Source organism: Blautia massiliensis (ex Durand et al. 2017) (assembly GCF_051861785.1).
GTDB lineage: Bacteria > Bacillota > Clostridia > Lachnospirales > Lachnospiraceae > Blautia_A > Blautia_A luti_A.
Genome location: NZ_CP146725.1, coordinates 3,582,971 through 3,604,849, shown reverse-complemented (window position 1 = coordinate 3,604,849; position 21,879 = coordinate 3,582,971). Strand labels below are relative to the sequence as shown.

Annotated in this window: 16 protein-coding genes and 2 pseudogenes; 5 read left to right on the top strand and 13 right to left on the bottom strand. The window is 40.8% G+C overall.

Translation table 11 applies throughout. The annotated features are described in order from the left end of the window. Positions 1-2: 2 nt before the first annotated feature. Positions 3-416, bottom strand: a complete 414-nt coding sequence (locus V9W66_RS16960; protein WP_138277359.1) for a winged helix-turn-helix domain-containing protein — start codon at positions 414-416, stop codon at positions 3-5. Between the two features lie 118 nt (positions 417-534). On the opposite strand from V9W66_RS16960, the gene V9W66_RS16955 reads away from it, so the two are divergent. Together V9W66_RS16955 and V9W66_RS16950 are read left to right on the top strand one after the other, a co-directional pair. Next, on the top strand, positions 535-909 hold the full coding sequence (locus V9W66_RS16955; RefSeq protein WP_138277358.1) for a BlaI/MecI/CopY family transcriptional regulator: 375 nt from the start codon (positions 535-537) through the stop codon (positions 907-909). A gap of 10 nt (positions 910-919) precedes the next feature. Then, positions 920-2,716 carry a BlaR1 family beta-lactam sensor/signal transducer gene (locus tag V9W66_RS16950; protein WP_138277357.1) on the top strand — a complete coding sequence of 599 codons (1,797 nt, stop codon included), beginning with the start codon at positions 920-922 and terminating at the stop codon, positions 2,714-2,716. Between the two features lie 27 nt (positions 2,717-2,743). Here V9W66_RS16950 and V9W66_RS16945 read toward each other — a convergent pair whose 3' ends face one another. From V9W66_RS16945 to V9W66_RS16925, 5 genes and pseudogenes are all read right to left on the bottom strand, one after another. Then, positions 2,744-3,982 carry a DUF6070 family protein gene (locus tag V9W66_RS16945; RefSeq protein WP_144095783.1) on the bottom strand — a complete coding sequence of 413 codons (1,239 nt, stop codon included), beginning with the start codon at positions 3,980-3,982 and terminating at the stop codon, positions 2,744-2,746. After that, positions 3,969-5,126 carry a DUF6070 family protein gene (locus V9W66_RS16940; RefSeq protein WP_118012902.1) on the bottom strand — a complete coding sequence of 386 codons (1,158 nt, stop codon included), beginning with the start codon at positions 5,124-5,126 and terminating at the stop codon, positions 3,969-3,971. The genes V9W66_RS16945 and V9W66_RS16940 overlap by 14 nt, the downstream gene beginning before the upstream one ends. A 40-nt stretch (positions 5,127-5,166) precedes the next feature. Beyond that, on the bottom strand, positions 5,167-7,269 hold the full coding sequence (locus V9W66_RS16935; RefSeq protein ID WP_138277355.1) for a penicillin-binding transpeptidase domain-containing protein: 2,103 nt from the start codon (positions 7,267-7,269) through the stop codon (positions 5,167-5,169). A 724-nt stretch (positions 7,270-7,993) separates the two neighbouring features. Next, positions 7,994-8,239, bottom strand: a complete 246-nt coding sequence (locus V9W66_RS16930; protein WP_118252643.1) for a transposon-transfer assisting family protein — start codon at positions 8,237-8,239, stop codon at positions 7,994-7,996. After that, positions 8,236-11,402: pseudogene (locus V9W66_RS16925) on the bottom strand (LPD16 domain-containing protein). Before V9W66_RS16925 ends, V9W66_RS16930 begins: the two are co-directional and overlap by 4 nt. A 150-nt stretch (positions 11,403-11,552) precedes the next feature. On the opposite strand from V9W66_RS16925, the gene V9W66_RS16920 reads away from it, so the two are divergent. The 3 genes from V9W66_RS16920 to V9W66_RS16910 are packed head-to-tail and all read left to right on the top strand — an operon-like array spanning position 11,553 to position 15,446. After that, positions 11,553-13,454, top strand: a complete 1,902-nt coding sequence (locus tag V9W66_RS16920) for a tyrosine-type recombinase/integrase (protein WP_118699676.1) — start codon at positions 11,553-11,555, stop codon at positions 13,452-13,454. Beyond that, positions 13,451-14,419 carry a tyrosine-type recombinase/integrase gene (locus V9W66_RS16915; protein ID WP_118254733.1) on the top strand — a complete coding sequence of 323 codons (969 nt, stop codon included), beginning with the start codon at positions 13,451-13,453 and terminating at the stop codon, positions 14,417-14,419. Before V9W66_RS16920 ends, V9W66_RS16915 begins: the two co-directional genes overlap by 4 nt. Next, positions 14,409-15,446: a tyrosine-type recombinase/integrase gene (locus V9W66_RS16910; protein ID WP_439362791.1), complete on the top strand. Its 1,038-nt coding sequence runs from the start codon at positions 14,409-14,411 to the stop codon at positions 15,444-15,446. Before V9W66_RS16915 ends, V9W66_RS16910 begins: the two co-directional genes overlap by 11 nt. 52 nt (positions 15,447-15,498) lie before the next feature. Here the strand turns inward: V9W66_RS16910 and V9W66_RS16905 are convergent. From V9W66_RS16905 to mobV, 7 genes and pseudogenes are all read right to left on the bottom strand, one after another. Beyond that, positions 15,499-16,242 (bottom strand): annotated as a pseudogene (locus V9W66_RS16905) (ArdC-like ssDNA-binding domain-containing protein); the annotation flags it as partial. A 54-nt stretch (positions 16,243-16,296) separates the two neighbouring features. Then, on the bottom strand, positions 16,297-17,268 hold the full coding sequence (locus V9W66_RS16900; RefSeq protein ID WP_243121689.1) for a helicase: 972 nt from the start codon (positions 17,266-17,268) through the stop codon (positions 16,297-16,299). Between the two features lie 109 nt (positions 17,269-17,377). After that, a complete protein-coding gene (locus tag V9W66_RS16895; protein WP_001820670.1) occupies positions 17,378-19,234 on the bottom strand; it encodes a recombinase family protein in 1,857 nt (618 codons plus the stop codon). Positions 19,235-19,288: 54 nt separating this feature from the next. Then, complete coding sequence (locus tag V9W66_RS16890) at positions 19,289-19,480, bottom strand: hypothetical protein (protein WP_001820669.1); 192 nt, start codon at positions 19,478-19,480, stop codon at positions 19,289-19,291. Between the two features lie 71 nt (positions 19,481-19,551). Then, on the bottom strand, positions 19,552-19,782 hold the full coding sequence (locus V9W66_RS16885) for a YdbC family protein (protein WP_001206986.1): 231 nt from the start codon (positions 19,780-19,782) through the stop codon (positions 19,552-19,554). A 45-nt stretch (positions 19,783-19,827) separates the two neighbouring features. After that, on the bottom strand, positions 19,828-20,682 hold the full coding sequence (locus tag V9W66_RS16880; RefSeq protein WP_000743700.1) for a ParB/RepB/Spo0J family partition protein: 855 nt from the start codon (positions 20,680-20,682) through the stop codon (positions 19,828-19,830). 8 nt (positions 20,683-20,690) lie between these two features. Further along, on the bottom strand, positions 20,691-21,656 hold the full coding sequence (gene mobV, locus V9W66_RS16875) for a MobV family relaxase (RefSeq protein WP_001820668.1): 966 nt from the start codon (positions 21,654-21,656) through the stop codon (positions 20,691-20,693). Positions 21,657-21,879: the final 223 nt, after the last annotated feature.

The window sequence follows — 21,879 nt, the reverse complement described above, 5'->3', positions numbered from 1 at the left end:
TTTCACTCGCTGCCTAAATTCCCATTAAACCGATATCCTACACCTCGTACTGTTTGTATATATAATGGTTGTCCAGGATCATCTTCTATTTTTTCTCTGATATTGCAGATATGTCGCATAACCACATTATAATCACCGGAATAAGGTTCATTCCATACCAGATCATAAACCATTTCTTTTCCAAATATTCTACCTGGACTTTTCGCTAAAAAAAGTAAAATATCATATTCATATTTTGAAAGATGAACATCACTATCATTCTTTTTAACAATTCGTTCCTGTAGATATATTTTTAATTCTCCAAACCTTATAATTTCCGGTATGAATTGGTTTTTATGTTCCCAGCTAGTCAATATGTTTTCACTTATGCTTCCATTAGCATCTGTGATTCTCTCAATAATTTCTACCTTTTTCACCTTTATTGCCTCTACATTATTAATTTTATATTCTATATATCATCTGCCATTTGACTTTTTTCTTCTACAAGTAATATAATATATTTATTACATATGTAGGATTTAGCAGGAGGATTTTATTATGTCACTACCCCAGATTTCAGAAGCCGAATTTGAAGTTATGAAAATTGTATGGAAATATGCTCCCATCAATACAAATGAAATTACAGAAAAACTTACTCTAACTATCAGCTGGAGTCCAAAAACAATTCAAACTCTTATCAAGAGACTTGTTTCCAAAAAAGCTCTTTCCTACGAAAAACAAAGCCGGGTATTTGTCTATACTCCATTAGTCCAAGAAGATGAATATATACGCCAGGAAAGCAATTCTTTTTTAAAGCGATATTATAATGGAAATCTTTCTTCTATGCTGGCTTCTTACCTTGAAGACGATAAGCTCTCTTCAACAGAAATTGATAACTTACGCCATTTATTATCAAAACATCAGAAATAGGAGGTTTTCAATGAGCAACTGGATCATCCACTTTTTAATCAGTAATATCTTCATATGTATTTTTACACTTGTAATAATCGGAACAAAAAAACTTCTGAAAAAATATTTATCTGCGGCTACACAGTACCATCTCTGTTTTCTTTTATTTTTATTACTTGCCGTGCCATTTTTTCCTGTACAGATTCATGGCTCACAACTTTTTTCATGGTTACATTTTTTTCAAACTGACTCAGGACTTAACTCTGGTACCGACACGCTATCCGAACTTACCAGTAATACACAAAATATTTTGTTAAACCAGGTGAATGATTTTTCAGTTTCCATCAGTAGTCAATTTTCTGGAGGCTTGAATACCATACTCTTTCTAATATGGATAACGGGTGTTATGATTATGTCAGTCCTCACCCTTCATTCATTAAACTATGTACGTTCCATAAAAAGATCTGCTCTCCCGCTTCAAAATCAGCAGGTAAAAACTATTTATTACAATTGTTTAAAGGAACTTAAAATCTCTTACCCAGTATCAGTCTACAGTACTGCATTTTTAAAATCACCAGTTTTAATCGGAATAATACATCCCAGGATTTACATTCCCATCCATTTAATTTCCGAACTGAATCCTGATGATATGCGTTTTATGCTGCTACACGAATTACAGCATTACCGTCACAAAGATACATTTATTGGCTTCCTCATGGTCATAAGTAATATACTCTACTGGTTTAACCCTTTTGTTTGGTACACTTTAAAAGAAATTTTCTGTGACCGTGAAATAGCCTGTGATTCTGCTGTATTGCAGATGATTTCTGCTGATGAATACCAAGCTTATGGAACTACACTGATTAATTTTGCAGAAAAAATATCCTCTTTTTCCTCTCCACTGGCAGTTGGAATGTCCGGAAATTTCAGGCAGATGAAACGACGTATTCTCAACATCGCCGTTTTTAGGAAAGAAACTCTTTATCAAAAAATGAGAGCATTGATAATTTATCTGGTCATTAGTGCTGTTTTTATTGGATGTACACCCATTTTATCCATTGATGCCTCTACTCAAAGCGTATATCATTTTAGTGATACAGACAAAAATATCTCCCTGTTAGATATATCCGAAACATTTGGAACATATGATGGATCATTTGTTTTGTATGACAATAATTTGGATTCCTGGAAAATATACGATCTTGAAGAAGCCACCAAACGTATTCCGCCAGAGTCTACCTACAAAATATACGATGCATTATTAGGGTTGGAATCCGGAATCATCACACCAGAACACTCTTCCATGACATGGAATGGTGATGCCTTTCCTTTTCCATCCTGGGAAGCTGATCAGGATTTAAACTCTGCTATGCAAAATTCCGTTAACTGGTATTTCCAGGCAATTGATTCGCAGCTCGGAATTAACAGAGTCCAGGAATTTTTGAATAAAATAGAATATGGAAACCAGACAACCAGTTCAAATCTGGATTTATACTGGTCCGATTTTTCATTAAAAATCTCGCCTTTAGAGCAAGTAACATTATTGAAAAAATTTAACACAAATGAATTCCATCTAAATTCCCAAAATGTATTTTCTGTTAAAAATGCTATAAAAATTGCCAGTACACCTAATGGTAATTTCTACGGAAAAACTGGAACCGGTCGTGTCAACGGACAGGATATCAACGGCTGGTTTATCGGATATGTAGAAACTTCCGATAACAGCTATTATTTTGCAACCAATATCCAAAGTGATTCTAATGCAACTGGCAAAAAGGCATTTGAAATCACTTCTGATATCTTAAAAAAATTACATATATGGAATTAACAAATATGAAAGGGCTGATAGTTGTTATCAGTTCTTTCTTTTTATTCTATATTGATATTTGGGAATTTCTTTCGTACCATTATTCAGAATTTTATTCCCCATATATTTAAAACTCTTATCATCGTTGAACTTAACAGTCAGCTCACTTGTAATAACGGCATCATTACATATAAATGTATCACATACAGCATCAACAACCAGCACATTGTTTCCCTCTCCGCTATCTCTTATTTCAACGACCTCCGGTAAAGATGTTCCAAAGCTATAATTAAAACAACCAAATTGTTCCCAGTCATAAGTTTGATGTTCCGAATCAAATACTGCCCATTTTTTAATTTGCTCCGCTGTTATCGGCAAAAACTCCATTATCAGATTTTCAAACTCTTCTGCCGGAATTCCACTTGAGTTACCTGAAAACTCATATCTCTCCCCGTATTTCATTCGATATAAATATTCATATAAACCATTATAATCTAACCCTTCCATATCAGATCTATCCCAATCAGAACATAAAAGATTATTCCCCTGATATCCAAGCCAATACACACACCTCTTTGAAACTTCCCTGCATTCATCACTTAAAGGTTTAATTCTTATCATAGAACTGCCATCAACCGCTTCTGATACTTCCGGATATTTTGGAACACATAGCGTATAACCAAACCAGCCTTTTTCTGTATATTTCCATTCTTCTATCCTTGTATACGAAACATATACAATAGATGGATTGTCGTTCATACCCCAAACAGCTTTCGCAGCCAGCAAATACATATCTGTCCCATCATAATTGAATTTGAGTCTTTCTATCCCACCATCCCTGTTAATCCTATATAAGACGATATCTCCTGGCAGATCCTGTTCTGCCCTGAAAAGAAATTCTTCCATTTTAGAATAATTAGCCATATTTGAATACGGCGCTGATGTAATAACAGGGACATTTTTTTCCTTTAATACTTCCTGCATTTCTTCCATTACTGTCTCAGAAACTACTACATTCGATGAAGTTCCTTTATCCGCCTTTTGATAAATGGCTTTCATCTGATTCATAACATTCTTACAATCTTCAATAGCTTCTTCTTTCACGACTTCATCTACTGGCAAATCATATCCTCTTTCTTGTACAGCATAATTCGCAGTTTCCTGTGAAATATATTCTAAATCAGCCCCTTTACATTTTGTATTTCCTATGAAAAAGCATCCCAAAATAAATAAAACACTCACCATCTTTTTCAGTTTTCTTTTTGTACTCATATCAATTATCTCCATAACATTCCTCCCACTTTTCGTCTGATAATCTTTCCGTATACCAGGTAACCTCTATTTCTGACCTTGATACATAATTGGATACATATTGAAATCTATCTTTATCTAACAGCCGAATGGTTACGCTATGACAAAACGCCTGATCTAATTCTTTTTGTGGCCATACCGCATTTACTTCCAGTGTTATTGTTCCATCTTGATTTTCTATGTAGGAAACAACTTCCGGATATGGAATATATGGTGTGGGAGCAAAATCATATACGATTCCTCTGGTTCGATACCGATATGTCTGTGTTTCCGTGTGAAATACCGTTCCTGTCTGCAGTATCTCTGCGCTTATATTAAAATATTTTTGAAATATCGCTTCAAATGATTCTTTTGGGATTTCATAAGTCTTTCCTTCCTTAAATTCATCAGCTTTTTCTTCCATTGAAAGTAAACGGTCAAAAACATCATAAAAATTTATTCCATCATAATTTTTTTCACTCCAATTAGAAGTAAACAATTTATTAAGTGTATATCCAAAAGGAAGTATATATTTTCGATTCAGCTCCCTGCATTTTTTATTTAACGGCACTACCCGAAAGGCCCGATATCCAGACGGTCCATCATATCCAGCCGGATGATATTCTTCCATAAAGAAATACCCGTTTTCTGTATATTTCCATGAATTAGCTCTAAACTCATGATAATATGTTTCCTGCCAAGTATCCTCTTTCCATTTAAAAGAGCTTACTTCAACGTCTATTTTCCCCTGTTTGGTTTTCAGATCATACCGAATAAAATGATCCCCTGCTATAACTTGAAATATAGTAGTTTTTCCATTTTTCTCTTTTTCTGCTTTTTTCAAAAAATCATCTACTTTAATACTTTGAACCATATCCAGCTGATTGTAGGAATCAATTACTGCATATCCATATTTTCCAAAATAATCCATACTTTTTTGTATTGTACTCAGCTCATATAGTGCATTTTCTTTCACAGCATTCTCATATATGCTCTGATAGCCTTCTGCTAGCATTTCACACTCTCTGTAAATTTTTTCTTTCGTATCTTCAATTGTCTTTTTCTGCTCTTTCTTTATGCCACATCCACTACAGACAGCAAGAAAAATAACTCCCACAAATATTTTCCAAATTTTTTTCATATCATTTTCCTCTTACATTTGTAATATTTAAAGGTAAAAATTATTCATTACCAAGATATTCATCCAGTATCGCCTTATCCTTTTCCACCACATAACCGCTTCCTCCAATATCTTTCACATTCTCTACCATACTGATGAGCAAAATAGGATTCTTTGCATCTCTATCTGTAGTAAAAACTGTAAACCAGCCAATTTCTGTTCCAGATGTATCTTCTTTTGTAGCTTTCAGTTCCGCTGTTCCGGTTTTTCCTGCTAATCTAATGTCTTCCCGGCATGCTCCATAACCAGTTCCTTCCGGGTTATTCACTACACCCTCTAACCCCTCCATAACCTCCGAAACAATTTGTGGTGAAAAAGCATCTTTTATCCAGATTTCACCGGAAGTGCTTCCACCATCCGCGTGAAGATATGGCTTTATCATATTTCCATCATTTAGAAAAGCCGTATAAATGCTTGCAAGATGCAAAGGATTTACCAGAATCTGTCCCTGTCCATACCCACTGTCAGCAAGCTGGATTTCTGTTTCTGTCTTGTCCGTATTAGAATATTGGGACTCTGACATTTTAATATCAAATGGAAGTTCCTGATTAAATCCTATTTGATTTAGAGACTGCATCAGTTGATCCGCACCAATTTTTAATGCTGCTTTTGCAAAATAAATATTATCTGAATAAATAAGCGCATTTTTCAAGATCACAGGTGCATAATCATGAAGTGTAGTCACTGTATAATCTCCCCACGAGGAATCTTTCTGCCACGCCAGACCCTCATTTCCAAAATCGTCATTTGCAGTAAATGCCCCCACTTTTAATCCAATTGCAGCAATTACAGATTTAAAAGTTGAGCCAGGACACCATGTCTGGCGAAAGCGGTTGTATAAAGGCCTGTCTTCATTTTCATTTAATGCACTCCACTGGCTGTTGTCCATTCCACGTACAAAATCATTATTATCATAAGATGGCGTACTTACCAACGCCAGTACTTCCCCTGTATAAGGATTCAAGGCTACAGAACATCCTCTGTCTTCTTTAAATTGTTCATAAAGAGTACTTTGAAGATCGCCATCAATCGTAGTATGGATATCTTCTCCATCTTTTTTAGGCTCATATGCAATAACACTTTTTTTATTTCCATTTGCATCTACAATACAGATCTCACACCCATCTGTCCCTTTTAGTTCTTTTTCATAAAGCGTTTCCAGTCCCGTCTTTCCAATCACACTGTTTGTACGATACCCTTCCCCTTTATGTTCCTGCAAATCCTCGGCTGTAACCGCCTGTACATACCCTACCAGATGAGAGGCAGCTTCTTTTAGATAATAAGTTCGTACTTTTACATCAGATAACATAATACCTGGAATCTTCAATAATGTGTCCTGCTTTTCTTTTTCTTCCAGAACAGTTTCATCCGGATTCACTGTCAGAAGATCGACCTCTTGTATTTTAGGAATTGTTGCTACTGGTACAAAAGAATCTGCTTTTACCCAATCGGCTTTTAACTTATCCTCAATTTCGTCTGCTCCAATTCCAAGATACTCTGCCAGTTTTTTTATTGTATCTTCTCTGTTCTCCATCCTGCCCGGAACAATTCCTACCGAAGATGCAGTTCCCTCTCCAGCCAACTGACGACCATTTCTGTCTAAAATATCTCCTCTCTTTGCCTCTTCTGACGTTACCTGAACTTTATCCGTTGCAGATAACTCTGGAAAAATCAACTGATCCTGCCAGATTAAATGATATCCTGTCCAATCATGTGAAAATACCGCATCGTTGGTAAATTCTACATTTCCTGCAGCAGTCTGCATATTTGTTGTATAGGAAACCGCCGCATTTCCGTTTTCTTGTCTTTTTACTGTAATATCAGTTATGGACAGATCAGACATCTCAATGCCTTCATATATTTTAGAATTTCGTTCTATAAATTCTTCCTTACTGTTCATGCTGCTTTTTTTCTGATCCAGCATGGCATACATTTGCTCATATTCCCCTTTTTCAATATATTTCATATATTCCATTAGTCTTTTTTCAGGAACATTACAATTCATTATTGTTACAATACCGATTTCACCACCAATCAATATACCGCTAAATAAAACTATTTTTGTGATAATCTTCGTGTGTTTTTTTCTTTTCTTTTTTCTCATATAGTTTTATTTCTCCTTTTTTCATATTTTCTTAAATATTACACTTGTAATATTTAAACGTCAAGCTTTTTCTTAGGTTTATATATGTAAACAAAAGAAAAGATTTGGATAAAAAAGAAAGGGCATCTCAAAGCTTCTTTGATAAAGAACTTTACGACACCCTGAGGTAATGGTTTCTCCGGATGTTTCCCAAACGCTATAATCACTCTCCAGAAGAACCAAAAACGATTTTTAATTTTCTCTCAGAAAAAAAGAACTACTCTAAATCTGCTGATCTTTGAAATAACCCTGCTCGTTTCTTATAATCACAAACATATTCAGGCAACACATTCTTTGCTGGCAGATTATTATAGCGGAAAACGCAACAAATCCCTTTATTAACTTTTGTTCCATATATTTCCTGTACCAATCCTATTGTTTCATCATCTGAACAAAAGCTCTTCGGAATCTCCCTACAATCCCTGATAATAACGCAAATCTGTTTACTATGTCTTCTCTGTTAGTATACAAGCCAGCTAATCTCTTTATTATAGTATCTAAATACTTCTTCCCAATTCCACTACTCAAAATTTCTTCAGTCACTATTTCTGCAGATGTGTTTTTATATCAGCCAGAGTTCCCCTGGCTGAATTCTTCCAATATATACCTGTTAACATTTCTCAATGCTGACACTTTTTCCTTCGCTTCTCATCTTTCACCTGCTATACTGCACTCTGGCTTGAATTCATTCCCCCTCTTCCAGTTCCGATTTATAATCTTCCAAGTCTATAAGAAAAGTCTCATAGCCTTCATCACTCATGCATAACAGCTTTCTTAGGGTATTGCAGACAAGCCCGATCATATCCGCATCCCCTTTTAGAAATGGAATGATATGGTCGATTGCTTCCATTGTGTCATTTCTGTTTCCTTTATCAAACATTGCGGTTACTAAACATTCGTCTGTATCAAAGTTCATTGTCAGATCCATCATAATTCTACATCCCCCTTCTTATGTGCTTTGGTTTTTTCTGCTTCTTTATTTTTCTGTTCCTGTGCTTTTGCCCTTGCCTGAAACTTTTTCAACGACTGCAACACAGATTTTTTCAGTTCCCCTTTTTCGCCCTTTGCCGGCTCTTTCTTTTGTGTCTGGTTCGGTTCCACTGATCCGGATTCTTTCTTGACTGGTGCTTCTGGAACTTCCTGTTTCACTTCCACAGTCTGTTTTGTTTCCTGCACCTTTTCATGTTTCTCGTTCAGATATTTTTCCATATCGTTGATTGCTTTCTGTACCAATGGACTTTCCTTATAATGTGGAATCATATCAATCAGATTCCTTTCTATCCTGTCTCCACTCATAAGTCCGTATTCCCCGGAATAATCCTCATCCCCGTCCTGCAGATCAAAACCAATCCCTTTGATTCCATGCAGGCGTTCTGCCGGAATACTTTCATAGATTTTGATTGCTTCTTCCAGAGTAAGATTATTATGGTACTCACCCATGACCGGGAACTCCATGCACTCTGCTACATAGAAACTGATCGTAGCTTCTGGCTGTTCCTGCTCAGGCTGTCTGGTAAAGATAGAAAGGGTTTCTGCATTTTCCAGACGGGAAAGTAATGACCGGGCAGTTATCACATCACTGTCTATATCAGATTCTTCCGATACTTCAACGAGCCAGTCCTTTAAACACTCTGTTTTCTTATTCAGGATGTCCTCTGTGATTTTCTCCACCTGTTCTTCCCTGTTCTCAACGGTATCTTTATATTCGTAAGTGTCATATTCATAGCTGAAATTATCTAAATCCACCGCCAGCTTTTTGATCTCCTGCTGATCAAGATAGGCTTCGGATTCCCTCATATATTCTGCCAGAGTAATTCTTTCTTCTGCAATAGGATTGATGTCTACCTTAATACCTGCCATTGCCATACCATGAGCATTTAATTCATTGAAGAAACTGTCCTCCCGGATATTGCCACGATAAGAAAGCACCACATCAAGGTCAGAATCATCTCTGTAAAGTTCCTCTCTGCTTCTGGAACCATGCACCCTTGCTGCAAGTAGCTCTACTTCATTTTCTAATCCCATATCTTCCAGAATACCCTGTGCGTGATACAAGACACCCCGTTCCACTTCTGCCCTGCTAAGACCATTTAATGCAACCTCATCTCTTCCAATCTCAGAAGTCGCACGAAGCTCACCTGCCTGTAGTAAATCCTTTGAATGTTGGATGGTCATTGCCTCAAATTCTTTATAGTCCACTTTGACACATTCCATATCATCCATTCTTTCACTTTTTAAGATTTCATAAGTAGCTTTCTGAACAGATACTTTGGGATCGTCATAATCATTGGAATGGATTTCGTGCAGGTCAGAATCATAAAAATATAAAAATAGCCTTCTTCCGTTGCCTGTACGGTCAGATACCCTTTGCTCTTGGTAAACTGCATTACAATTCCCTCACAGGTATCCACTGCTCTTTCCCTGTCATAATCCTCAAAAATACTTGGTGGACAATTCTTTAATAACTGTGCCAGCTGCATCTGCCGTTCGCCTGCTTCTTCCACTTCTGCCATCAAATCCTCATAGTCAACGGGAACGGCATTTTCCAGGGACATATCCTCATCTTCAAGAATATCTTCCATTGCCTGACGCATAGAAATATCAGGATTATCATAGGCACCGCCGTCGATCTCATCATAATCCAAAGCATAAAAGGTATAATCATAGCCTTCCTCTGTTCTCTGGATTGCAAAATACCTATCGTCAATCTTATATGCCAGTTCATCCGGCTCCAGTTCCGGCATAAGTCCCTCTACAGAAATCCCTTTCTCCTGCAGATATTCTGAAATAGCTTCCAATGCTCCTGCATCATACCCATTCCAGAGATCTTCTGCAATAAGCTGACCATGTTCCGATACGATAATCCCTGCCACATCTGAACCATACTCATCATGTTCCATGAAGAAAAACTTCTCCCCTGCATACTCTCTTTCATCCACCGTATGCCAGGTTCCCGCATGTCCATCTGCTTCAAATCCTCTGGTATCTGCTGTAATGGTAACTTCCGCTTCATCTAACGCCTGTTCAATCTTCTGCATCCGGATCTCTGCCCTTGCCATATCAATAAAACCATCTAACACTGCTGGATGGCTTTCTATCACATAATCCTGATTCAGATTCTTCCCCTGATTGATATTTTCCGGGATTTCGATATGTTCTGCCCAGTCTTTGTTCTGCCTGGAAAATCTGCCGTCATAAGAAAGTTCCCGGAGCGTATTTGCCATAACAAACGTCATACGTTCTTCTCCAAACTGCTCTAACACTTGCGTTGCGGCATCTTCCTCTAAATGCAATCCGTCAAATTTTAATGCGATCGCTTCCTCGATTGCTTTCTTACAATCAATGTTTAACTTTCTGGAATCCAGATAGGCATCTACATCCCTTTCTTCCATTGCCTGAGCAAGTGTTCCTTTATAGACTGGGGGATAGGCTCTGGTATGATTATTTTCCAGCATCTCCATTCTCTGCTGTACAAAGTCCGGAAGTTCCTCAAAGCCGAAAGAATCCACATAATAAGCCTTTGTCTCCGCCGTCCGGTTTATAACTATGACGTCGCTTACCGATAAGGAATGTCCATGAAAATCGTTCGGGCGGTTGATATTAAATCTCTCAAAAATATCCTCTAATGTGATCGTTGGTGTCCACGGAGCCGCATACACCATCCTGTAGTCTTTCCCCTCAATGGTATAGCCTAATTTTTTAGCCGATTCAAACCCCATAAACTGATAAGTATGCTCTCCGCCCGTATCCATCTGATAGATTGCAAAACGACCGCTTTCTCCATGAAAAAGCAAAGTTTCATCAATCATTTCCGCACTGTCCTGTTCCAGTTTTTCTTGTCTGGTGGCAGATGCTTCTTTTTCTTCATATTGCATGGTATTTTCTCTTTCCAGCTCATGCATCTGCTCCTCAATATTCCCAATGATCTCTGCAGATGTTTTTCGGATGGTATCCATAGATGCTTTCAACGCCTTCATATCCCTGCTCTCGCACCAGCTGGCGATATAGGTAAACGAATATTCTGAAGTATCCAGACCAAAATGGTTGCAGACAATATAAGCAATACTTTCTGCTTCAAATGTTAATGTTTCCATTTGAGGCTTTATACCCATGTTTTTATAATGTTGATCTTTTAAATTATTTTCCATAAATCCTCACTTTCTTGTAAAAAAGATGAGCATTATCAGATACGCTATTATCAGGTTTTCCCCTCGAATGGGAAACCGGAAAGGAGCGCATTTGATATGCAAATAAACTATTTAGATGCTATTTCATCAGTTCTCAATATGATGAAACAGCCAGACAGTGCATGTAAAAATATAGACATGCACAGAACCTGTTATGCTACACTCTTCAAGTACCTGATGGATAAGGGCATTCCTTTTTCAATGGATGCCGCACTGGATTGGCTTGAGATTAAAAAACGGGAAATTTCCTATGAGACGTGTTCTCAATATAGAAATGCCCTGTTCCGCCTCGAGCATTACCTGCTCTTTGGAGATATCAAAAGTTCTTTCTGCCGCTCAGAAGACAGTTTTTTCTGCCGGAGCGGAATATCGGAATCCTTTTTTCGCCTGACATATGAGCTGGAAGAATACTATGCGACCACACAGAATCCCTGCTATTACCATACGTATTCTGTTGCCATCAAGGAGTTCTTCAGGCTTGCTACTTCCCTGGGAGTTACAGAGCCGGAAGCAATAACCATAGATACTCTTATCGAATACTGGAATACTTACTGCAAATCCTGTAAATCTCTTGCCAGACGTCAGAACGCCGTATGTGCCATGACAGCACTTATGAAATATCTTCACCGCAGAGGTGATGTGCCAGAGTGTTACCAGCGGGTTCTTTTTGGTGAGAACGTTGAAATACTGCTTGAGATGAGACTTTCTAAAACAGGTACCGCATTTCATCCGAGTATACCTCTCGCTCTTAAAGCTGATGAATATCTTGACGCTTTGGACGATTGGAAATACATGAAATCATCAAAAGCTGTTTATCGCAATGATTTCACATGGTATTTCATGTTCCTGGAACTTAACCATCTGGAACACTCGGCAGAAACTGTGACATCATGGATAGGTATACTCCCGGATTGCCCGAATCAGATCAAAGCCAGCAGTTCCGGATCAGCTCATCGTTCACACACTATCAGAATGTTTGAAAAGTATCTCCAGGGCATAATGGAATCCAATATAATCGCTGAGCCGATGCGTGCATCTGATCATCTTCCATCATGGAGCAAAAGCATCCTTGATGGTTTCATAGAAAGCCGCAGGCGGGATGGAATGACCGATAAGACACTTACCATGTGCAGGGCAGCCGGATGCAGTTTCTTCAAATATCTTGAAGATAATGGAATAGATAATCCAGTCTCCATAACACCCGATGTGGTTAAAGCATTTCATAACCATGATGTCCACTCGACCCCGGAAAGTAAAAATGCATATGGAACCAAGCTTCGTCAGCTTCTACGGTACATGGCTGACCAGGATCTGATTTCACCAACACTTGCTTTTGCAGTATCTGCAAGCTGTGCGCCTCATCGCAGCATAGTTGATGTTCTGAGCGATGCTATAGTCGAGAAAATATATGAATATCGTGAGAGAGCTTCTACTCCCATGGAGCTCAGGGACACAGCCATGGTCATGCTTGGACTTCGAATGGGTATCAGGGGAGCAGACATCCTAAAGCTTCAGGTAAATGATTTTGACTGGAAAAACAAAACTGTTTCCTTCATTCAGCAGAAAACAAGCAAAGCAATAACGCTTCCAGTCCCAACGGATGTAGGTAATTCAGTATATAAATACATCATGAATGGACGTCCGGAATCAGCTGTCACAGGCAACGGTTATATATTTATCCGCCATCAGGCACCATATATTCCGCTTAAAGTTACAACGGCGTGCCGTGGAGCTTTAAAAAGAATACTTGCTGAATATGGATTTGAATTATCTGCTGGTCAGGGCTTTCATATGACACGAAAAACATTTGCCACAAGAATGCTTCGGGCAGACAACAAACTTGATGATATTTCCAATGCTCTCGGACATGCACGTCAGGAAACAGCAGAGGTATATCTTGAACGTGACGAAGATAAAATGAGGCTCTGCCCTCTGGAATTTGGAGGTGTTTTATCATGACATACATTTTTGAGAGCGGTCTGGCACATCATATCGAAGGACTTATACAGCAAAAACGAGCTGATGGATATGCCTATAATTCCGAAGAAAAGCTATTAAAACGCTTTGATACCTTTTGCGTACAGAATTATCCGGAACTGACAACAGTCACCTATGAAATGGCAGCCAAATGGTCAGAAGCCAGACCGGGCGAAGGAGATGCCTATCATAATCGCTGTATGTCGATGGTGAAAGTGCTGAGTGAATATATCCTTTCCCTTGGTCAGGAAGCATATATTCCTAATTTTTTCTGCAAGGCTTACCGTCCTGTTCTTTACATTCCATCAAAAGAGGAAGTTAAGGAACTGCTGCAGAAAATGGATATCCGCACGTCTCATAATTCAGAGCAATTTAGACTCGATAGAGAGTGCAAGATTCTTTTTCTCCTATATTTTTGCTGCGGTCTGCGTCTGTCAGAAGGGCGATTGCTAAAATGGGAGCACATAGACCTGGATAAAGGAATCCTTACTGTCCTTGGCTCAAAGGGTAACAAGGACCGCCTTGTATATCTTCCGCAGGATAGCCTTCCGGTACTTAAAAACTATAAAGAACGTCAGGAAATGCTTTTCCCCGGAATTGACTGGGCTTTTCCGGGAAAAGATCCACATAAGCCTGTTTCGTGCTCTGGAGTAGAATCAAGTTTTAACCGCCATTGGGCCATGCTTCCGGTTGCCAAGACAGTTGATAAACATCCGACCCCCCACTGTTTACGCCATGCTTTTGTAGTGGAGAGATTTAATGAGTGGATGCATCAGGGAATTGATACAAACACTATGCTCCCATATTTAAGCAGATACCTTGGACACAAAAGTCCTGACGAAACGTATTATTACTATCATCTTGCAGAAAAGGCATTTGATACTATCCGAGAGAAAGATTCAGTGTCTGGAAAGGTCATTCCGGAGGTGATTCCCTATGAAGAATAAATCAGCAAAGATATCGACTGACCAGCTGTTCTTTTCTCACACATGGAACTTTCTAAATGTTTATTTGGTAAAGCAGGTCGGACGCAGTCAGGCTACAGCAGAATCCTACAGAGATTCCCTTACAATATTTAAAAACTACCTTGTAGGTGAATTAGGTAAATCCATAAGCACCTTTCAGTTTTCTGATTGTACCAAAGAATGTATTTATAATTTCAGAGAATATCTGCTTGCAAATGGCAGCCAGCCATCAACTGTAAATGTAAGAGTTGCGGCTATCCGTGCCTATCTGAACTATGCCTCGGATATGGACATATCAGTCCAGTCAGTTGCCCTGGCGATCAGTCAGATCTCACCATGCAAAACCATTAAAAAGGAAAAACCTATTCTGTCCGATGATGCACTTGCTGCAATACTGTCTGCACCGCTGAATACGAAATTCGGTGTACGAGACCGTGCTATTTTGATTCTTCTCTACGATACAGCTGTAAGAGTCAGTGAGCTGCTTAACATCCGCTTATGTGATATCACGGCAGAAACAAAATATCCAAATATTTTCATAACCGGCAAAGGTAATAAAGAAAGAACCATACAATTAACAGCTAAAGCAGTCGAACACCTTAGGGAATATATACGTGTATATCACAGTAATTCTTCCAAAGAAGCATACTTATTTTCCACAACAATAAAAGGTGTAACAGACAGGATGTCCGTTGGAAATGTCCAGCGGATTATAAAAAAATATGCAGCTCTGGTCAGTGAAAAAGGGTTTAGTCTTCCGGATTCGGTTCACTGTCACATGTTCCGCCGAACCAGAGCCACAAATCTTTATCAGGATGGAATCGCCATTGAGCTGGTTTCTACAGTGTTAGGACATGCCAGAACTGATACAACCAAAAGCTACTATGCAAAGCCATCTGTTGAACAGCTTAGAGACGCAATGGAATCTGTTCCAACACCTGTATCTGATGAAGCACCAATGTGGGAAGACAACGAAGATGAAATGGCAAGACTTTGTGGATTGCGCTAACGAATAATGCTTATCTTTTAGTAGAAAAACGTCTTATTTCTCAGCATTCTTTAAAATGATTAACATTTTGGAATACTGAGTATAATGCTTCCACTTCCTTTGTTGTCTGGTCTTTTAAGACTCCTTCCGCATCCATTACTTCCCGGTCATGCAGCAATGCGTGGCTCACCTCATGGACTCCGGTTTTCATCGTCTGTACATTACTCATATCTTCCTTTATCGCAATATATTTTTCTGTCTGGTGATAATAGCCTTTTGCATCCCCTTCCACATTCATCATACGGATCGGCACAGGAGAAATATTCTGCAATGCCTGCATGAACGTATCATAAAACTGTACACTTCCGGTAAGCTCCGGCACCTCCAGTTCTGCGATCGGTTCCCCCTCTGTCTGGCTGACATCAAACACTGTCGTTACACGGAATCTCGGTATCACCATCTCCACGATCTCTGTTTCCGGCTGTCCATCATCCCCGATCACAGGCTCTTTTGTTACCGGGTCGATCTTTTCAATCTCCTGTTTCTCCCGTATCGGTGCTGGTGCGATGATCTGGATTCCTTTCTCTCCACGTTTTACATGACGGTTAAATTTCTTCTGCCATGCATGATACCCGGCCACCAGTGTTGCTTCCGGTTTCTGCATGGTGATCAGCAGCGTGTTATTAAAGCTGTAATTGTGGAACTTTGACATGGTATTCAGATATTCGGTATATCTCTCCGAAGTAAAGATTTCTTTTACTCCCTGCTCCAGCCGTTCCGATATTTCTTTTAACTGTTTTTCTATATTATTTGCCATAAACAAACCCTCCATTTTATGTCCCCGCCAGAGAAAACTCTGACGGGAAATCTTTTATAACTCCTGTTCGTGTTTTTTCTTTGCAGTTTTCTGTGTAACGGTCTGTTCCGCTGTATTCTGCTGTGCCTTCTCCTGCTTTAATCGTTCCAGAATAGAAGGCTTATGGATTCTGTCTGCTGTTTCCGGAAGTTCTTTTTCTTCTACGGCATCCCTGCTGTCTATGCTGCTTCCTTCTCTGCCAATATCCTCATCTGCCATAATCGTCTCATTGCCCTTTTCATCCATGTTCAGCAATGCATTTAACTCGGATAACCGTTCCATCTTTTCATTCAGTTCTGCTTCTTTCGGAAATGGCTTTTTTACCTCTTCCTGTGCAGTAGCAAACTGCTGTTGTACGGTTTCTAGCTTCTGCTCACTTTCCGTCAGCTTCCTGTCGATAGAAGAAAGCGTGTTATGGATACGCTGCATATTTCCTACTGGGTCTTTTCCGATCTCCAGCTTATAAGAGCATTTTCCTTTGATCGTCAGTTCAAACGCATTGGAAAACATGTTGTAGGAAGCAGATAACGTAAACCCATGATATTCCCCGACCTTTCCGCCGGTGCTGACGGTTTTTAAACCTGCACAGGAGGCGATCAACGCTTCGCCTGCTTCTTTCTTATCTTCATAAAGAACATTCCCTACCGTCATGGCAAACGTGTCATTATCCTGTAAATCCACGCTTTTTACTACCTGCGAATCCACCTGCATCCCGGCAATCCGCTCTTTCAATGCACTGATCTGTACCGGGAAATTCTTTGCAATATCGGATTCCAGACGGTAAATCTGACTGGTATGGTTTGCCTTTAGAAGTTTCATCTTACTCACCTGCACATCCAGATCCATTTTTTCCTTAATATACGGATTGCCTGTAGCAAGTGCCTTGATCTCTGCATAGGACAGTGCGGTATCATCCACATCTTCACATGCCCTGACTGGTGATTTACTGGTCATGATCTGACTGATGAACTTCTGCTTATTCTCCAAAATCTGCCACATATACGCATCAAAAGTATTTTCCGTCACATACCGGAATATCTTTACTTTGTCATTCTGGTTTCCCTGTCTTAAAATACGTCCTTCCTGCTGTTCCAGATCAGTCGGTCATTTTTTGCGGACAGTTCATACATGCTATCCTTTTCTGTTCTCTGCTCCTGCGTTTGCTCTCGTTTGATTTCTCCCTCCGTATCTTCTTGGCACAAGCAGGACAATACCTTGATGCACCAGAGCCCGGGACATATTCAACGCCGCACACCGTACAATTTTTAGCGGGCATTGCTGCCCACCGTTTTGTAGGTATGATATGTAATTCATCGACAAAGCCGATGAATTTATAGTAAATCTTGATTTCCTGCTTCACTGTTCCGTCTGCCATCTTCTCACGCTCCGAAACAAGTATCTTGTCTATGAGTGCGTTTATAACTGTTGCATCCAGTTCTTTTAAGCCTTGATAATTTCGGATAAGGGCGAGGAAGTCACGGATTCCCCGTGATTTCTCGTAGCTTTCATTAAGAGTTTCCGTCACCTCTTTCAGCCTTGCTTCAATTTCAAGCTGCTCTTTCTGGTATTTCCCCGACATCATCTCAAAATTCCGCTCGGTAATACGCTCCATGACCTTATCCTCGTAGAGAGAGGAAAACAGCCTGTCCAGTTCCGCAAGGCGTTTGTTCAGCTTCTTACGTTCTTTCTCTAATGCTTTCGCCCTGCTCTGGTCTGTTTCCGTGAGCCGCTTTTCTATGGCCCTGACCGCCTTTTCATCATTCACTGCCATATCCGCAAAACAGTTGATGTCGGCAAGAACGGCATTGAATAAATCCCTTGCTTCTATATTGTGGGCACTACACTCGCTTCTTCCGTTTCTTGCATAATTATTACATGAATACTGTACACAGTCGATAATCTCTGGGCGTTTCCTCCTGTGTACGTTCATTGCCCGCAGAGCACATCCGCAGTCCACACACTTGATAACGCCTGCAAAAATATTTACAAATCCTCCCTTGTTCTGTGGAAGCCTACGACTTGTAATAAGCTGTTGGACAATATCAAATTCCTCCTGCGTGACTATTCCCTCATGGGTATTGGGTATCACTTCCCATTCTTCGGGCAGCTTAGAGGGGCGTTTCTTGCTTTTCATATTGGCGGCAATCCGTTTGTAGCCTACAAGATTTCCCGCATATATCGGGCTTCTTAAAATGCTCCTCACGCTGTTCCCACTCCAAATATAGCGTTTGTCCTCGTTCCCCTCAAAATGACGTTCAAAGCCTGTTTCGCCACGCTCCGCCGCATAAGCGGCAGGGCGTAGGATATGCTGTTTATTAAGATGTCTGCAAATTTTGGCAACTCCATTCCCTTTTAATGCAAGGTCGAATATCTCTTTTACAACATGTGCCACTTTATCATCTATCAGCAGATGGTTGTGGTCGGCAGGGTCTTTGATATAGCCATAAGGGGCGGTAGTTCCCATGAATTTCCCCTGTTGAAACCTCGCCCGATATGCCGATTTTATCTTAACAGATATGTCAGCGGCATACATTTCGTTTAAAATGTTGCGGAAAGGCGTGATGTCCATAGCAGATTTATTCAAGGTATCTACGCCGTCATTGACCGCTATATACCTCACGTTATGCTCTGGGAAGAAAACTTCCAGATATAACCCACAATCAAGATAGTTTCTCCCCAGACGGGATAAATCTTTCGTAATCACGCAGTTTATCAGACCGCTTTCAATGTCTTTTATCATATTCTGGAAACTTGGTCTTTGGAAATTTGTACCAGAATAACCATCGTCCACATACGTTTTTGCTATGTGCCATCCCTGCTTTTTCACATAATCCGTGAGGATGGATTTCTGTGTCGCAATGCTCGCACTCTCGTTATCCGTACCATCGTCTTTAGATAAGCGGCAATAAATGCCGACTAAATAGATTTTCTTTTCTTCTTTGATTCCTGCCATACTGTAAAACCTCCGTATCTGTCCTATCTGTTTTCATGTCCCATTGCGTACATTCTAAGCGGACAGCCCCTCATTGTCGAAGGTGTCGCCCTCGGCAATCTTCTTCCGAATATCCTCGGAGATAATCGGGACAAACGCTTCTGTAACGGTCTGTGTGCCGACATATTCACGGCTGATTATCATCTGCACTGGTGCTTTTGGCACGATACGCTTTCTCTTTTTATCTGCTTTCTTATCCTCGCCCATACTTAAATCTTCCTTTCCAGACAGGGCAGGGAAGAGTTTGGAAATGTCCCCGCCCTGCCAATCAGATACCATTAATCCTCGCTGTTTAATTCTTTCTGTAATGCTTTAAGGAGTGCCGCCGCTTCATCAGCGTTCAGCGTGATTCCCTTGCCGCACTTTTCACGGTTCGGGGAAAAGCTGCGGATGTCATACTTCGGCTCTTTCCCATTCCATGAAATGAGATTGATTTCCTTTGTGTAGCCACTGTCGCCCGTAGACAATACTGCGATTTCCTTTACGATTTCATACTGGATTTCTCTCATTCTCCATACCTCAACTCTCTGTATTTACTTCCCGAAAAAAGAAGATTAGCGGCTGTCACGGTTGCGTTTCCTCTGCAACTCACGCTCCAAAAGTTTGATGATGGTTTCCTCCATCTGCTTCGGCGTTGTGTTCTTCGGAAAGTATTTTTTCAGCTTGCTTGTGTTGATTTTCAAGGTTTCTTTCTGGTTGCCCTTTTCCTCCGTCATAATCGCAAATATCGTATCCATGTCAAGCCGCCCGCTCTGGCTTAACTGTTTCATCCGCTGTGCCTGTGAGAGTGAGGGCGTTGCTTCTTCGCTCTCCATCGTGGCAAAGAGGTTTTCCTGCTCGTCTTTCTTCAAGAAGGACAGTTCCACCGCAGGCGTGAGGGCGATTTTCCCCTCGTCCACCATCTGCAAAATCGGCGGTATCAGTTCCGTCAGGCGGATAAAACGCTGCACGGTCATCCTGCCCACGCCGAAGCCCTGTGCCACCTTGTCGTCCGTCCGCAACTTCGTCACAACTTGTGACGAGGTTAAGTCTGTGCGGAAACCCTGCCGCTTCATGGCTTCGGATTTCATCTTGTAAGCAAACGCCCGCTCCGATGGCAGGATATTCTCACGCTGCAAATTGCTGTCTACAAGGGTGATGATGGCTCGGTCACGGTCTAAGGGCAGGACAAACGCAGGCACGGTATTTATCCCTGCAAGTTCAGAAGCACGGACACGCCGCTGTCCTGCAATCACTTCATAACCGTCCCCGTCCTCTTTCGGGCGTGTGATTATCGGCGTGACAATGCCAAATTCCTTGATGCTTTCCGCTAACTCTGACAGTGTTTCATCTTCTGCCACATGAAACGGATTGTCGGGGAACGGGTACAAGTCTTTGGTCTTTAACACCTTAAAATCCTGTTTCTTCATTCACATATCTACCTTTCTTTCGCTCTGCTTCTATGATTTTTCTGCAATTCTTCCAACACTTCGGGCGGTATTTTTGACAGCAGCCGCCCCATCTGCTCGTTGGTTCTCTGCAATTCAAATATCTTCTGATTCGCTTTCTGCACCTTTAGTTCCTGCTCGTACTTTTCATCACGCATACGCCCCGCATAGTCTGATTCCTGCCCAATTCTCTCTTTCAAACTGTCGATATACGCCTGCTGTTTCCCGATTTCCTTAGAGAATTTCTCCACGTCTGGCAGCCATGCAGAGAGTAAATCTAACGCTTTATCCCTTTTCTTCCCTGCGTTAAAGGCGTTGATGTCGGATAGGGCAGACACGATTTCTTCATACTGTTTATCAAGCCTGCCGCCTAATTTATAGAGCCATGTGGGGACGTGTTTCCGCTTGGTTTCCATTGAGGACTGCCCCCGTTCAAGCTGATTCCACCGTGAGGACATCCGCTCATGGTAGGCGGTCTGCCACTCGGATAATGATTTCTGGTTGCCTAAGATAGCTTTCGCTGACAGCTTATTGTCTGGCGTAATCGGCACAAAGCAGAGGTGCATATGGGGCGTTCTCTCGTCCATATGGACGACAGCGGAGAGGATATTCTGCTTTCCAACACGCTCCGAAATGAAGTCAAGAGCCGTCTGGAAATACGCTTTTTGTTCTTCGGGCGGTAACTGGTTCATAAATTCTGGTGAAGCTGTGATGAGCGTTTCCACCATCATCACGCTGTCTTTCCTTGTCCTGCACCCCGCTTCGGCTACCATGCGGTTAATCTCTTTCTTGTAGGTGTACTTTGGTGGTGCTATGAGATGGTAATTGTTTTTAGAGCGTTCCATATCTATATCTGGGTTGCTTTTGTAGGCTTCTTTCTTCCGCTCGTTGTGGCGTTCACAAGCCGCAACGCCGCCCGCTTTTCGTTTCTGGAAACGCAGGATTGCATAAGGCATAGGCGGATTCCTCCTTTCTTTCGGCGGGTGACCGTCCTTTGGGGTGACAGCGGTGACGGTGGTGACAGCAGTTTTGGGATACCCCCTGCCGACTGCCGCAACTGTCACCCTCACCCCCTGCATGACGGTCATGTCGATGATGACGGTGTTTTTGGGATACCCCCCTCGCAAGAGCCGTCACCGTCATGCCGCCATTCTTTTATCCGAAGCCGTAAGGCGTAGG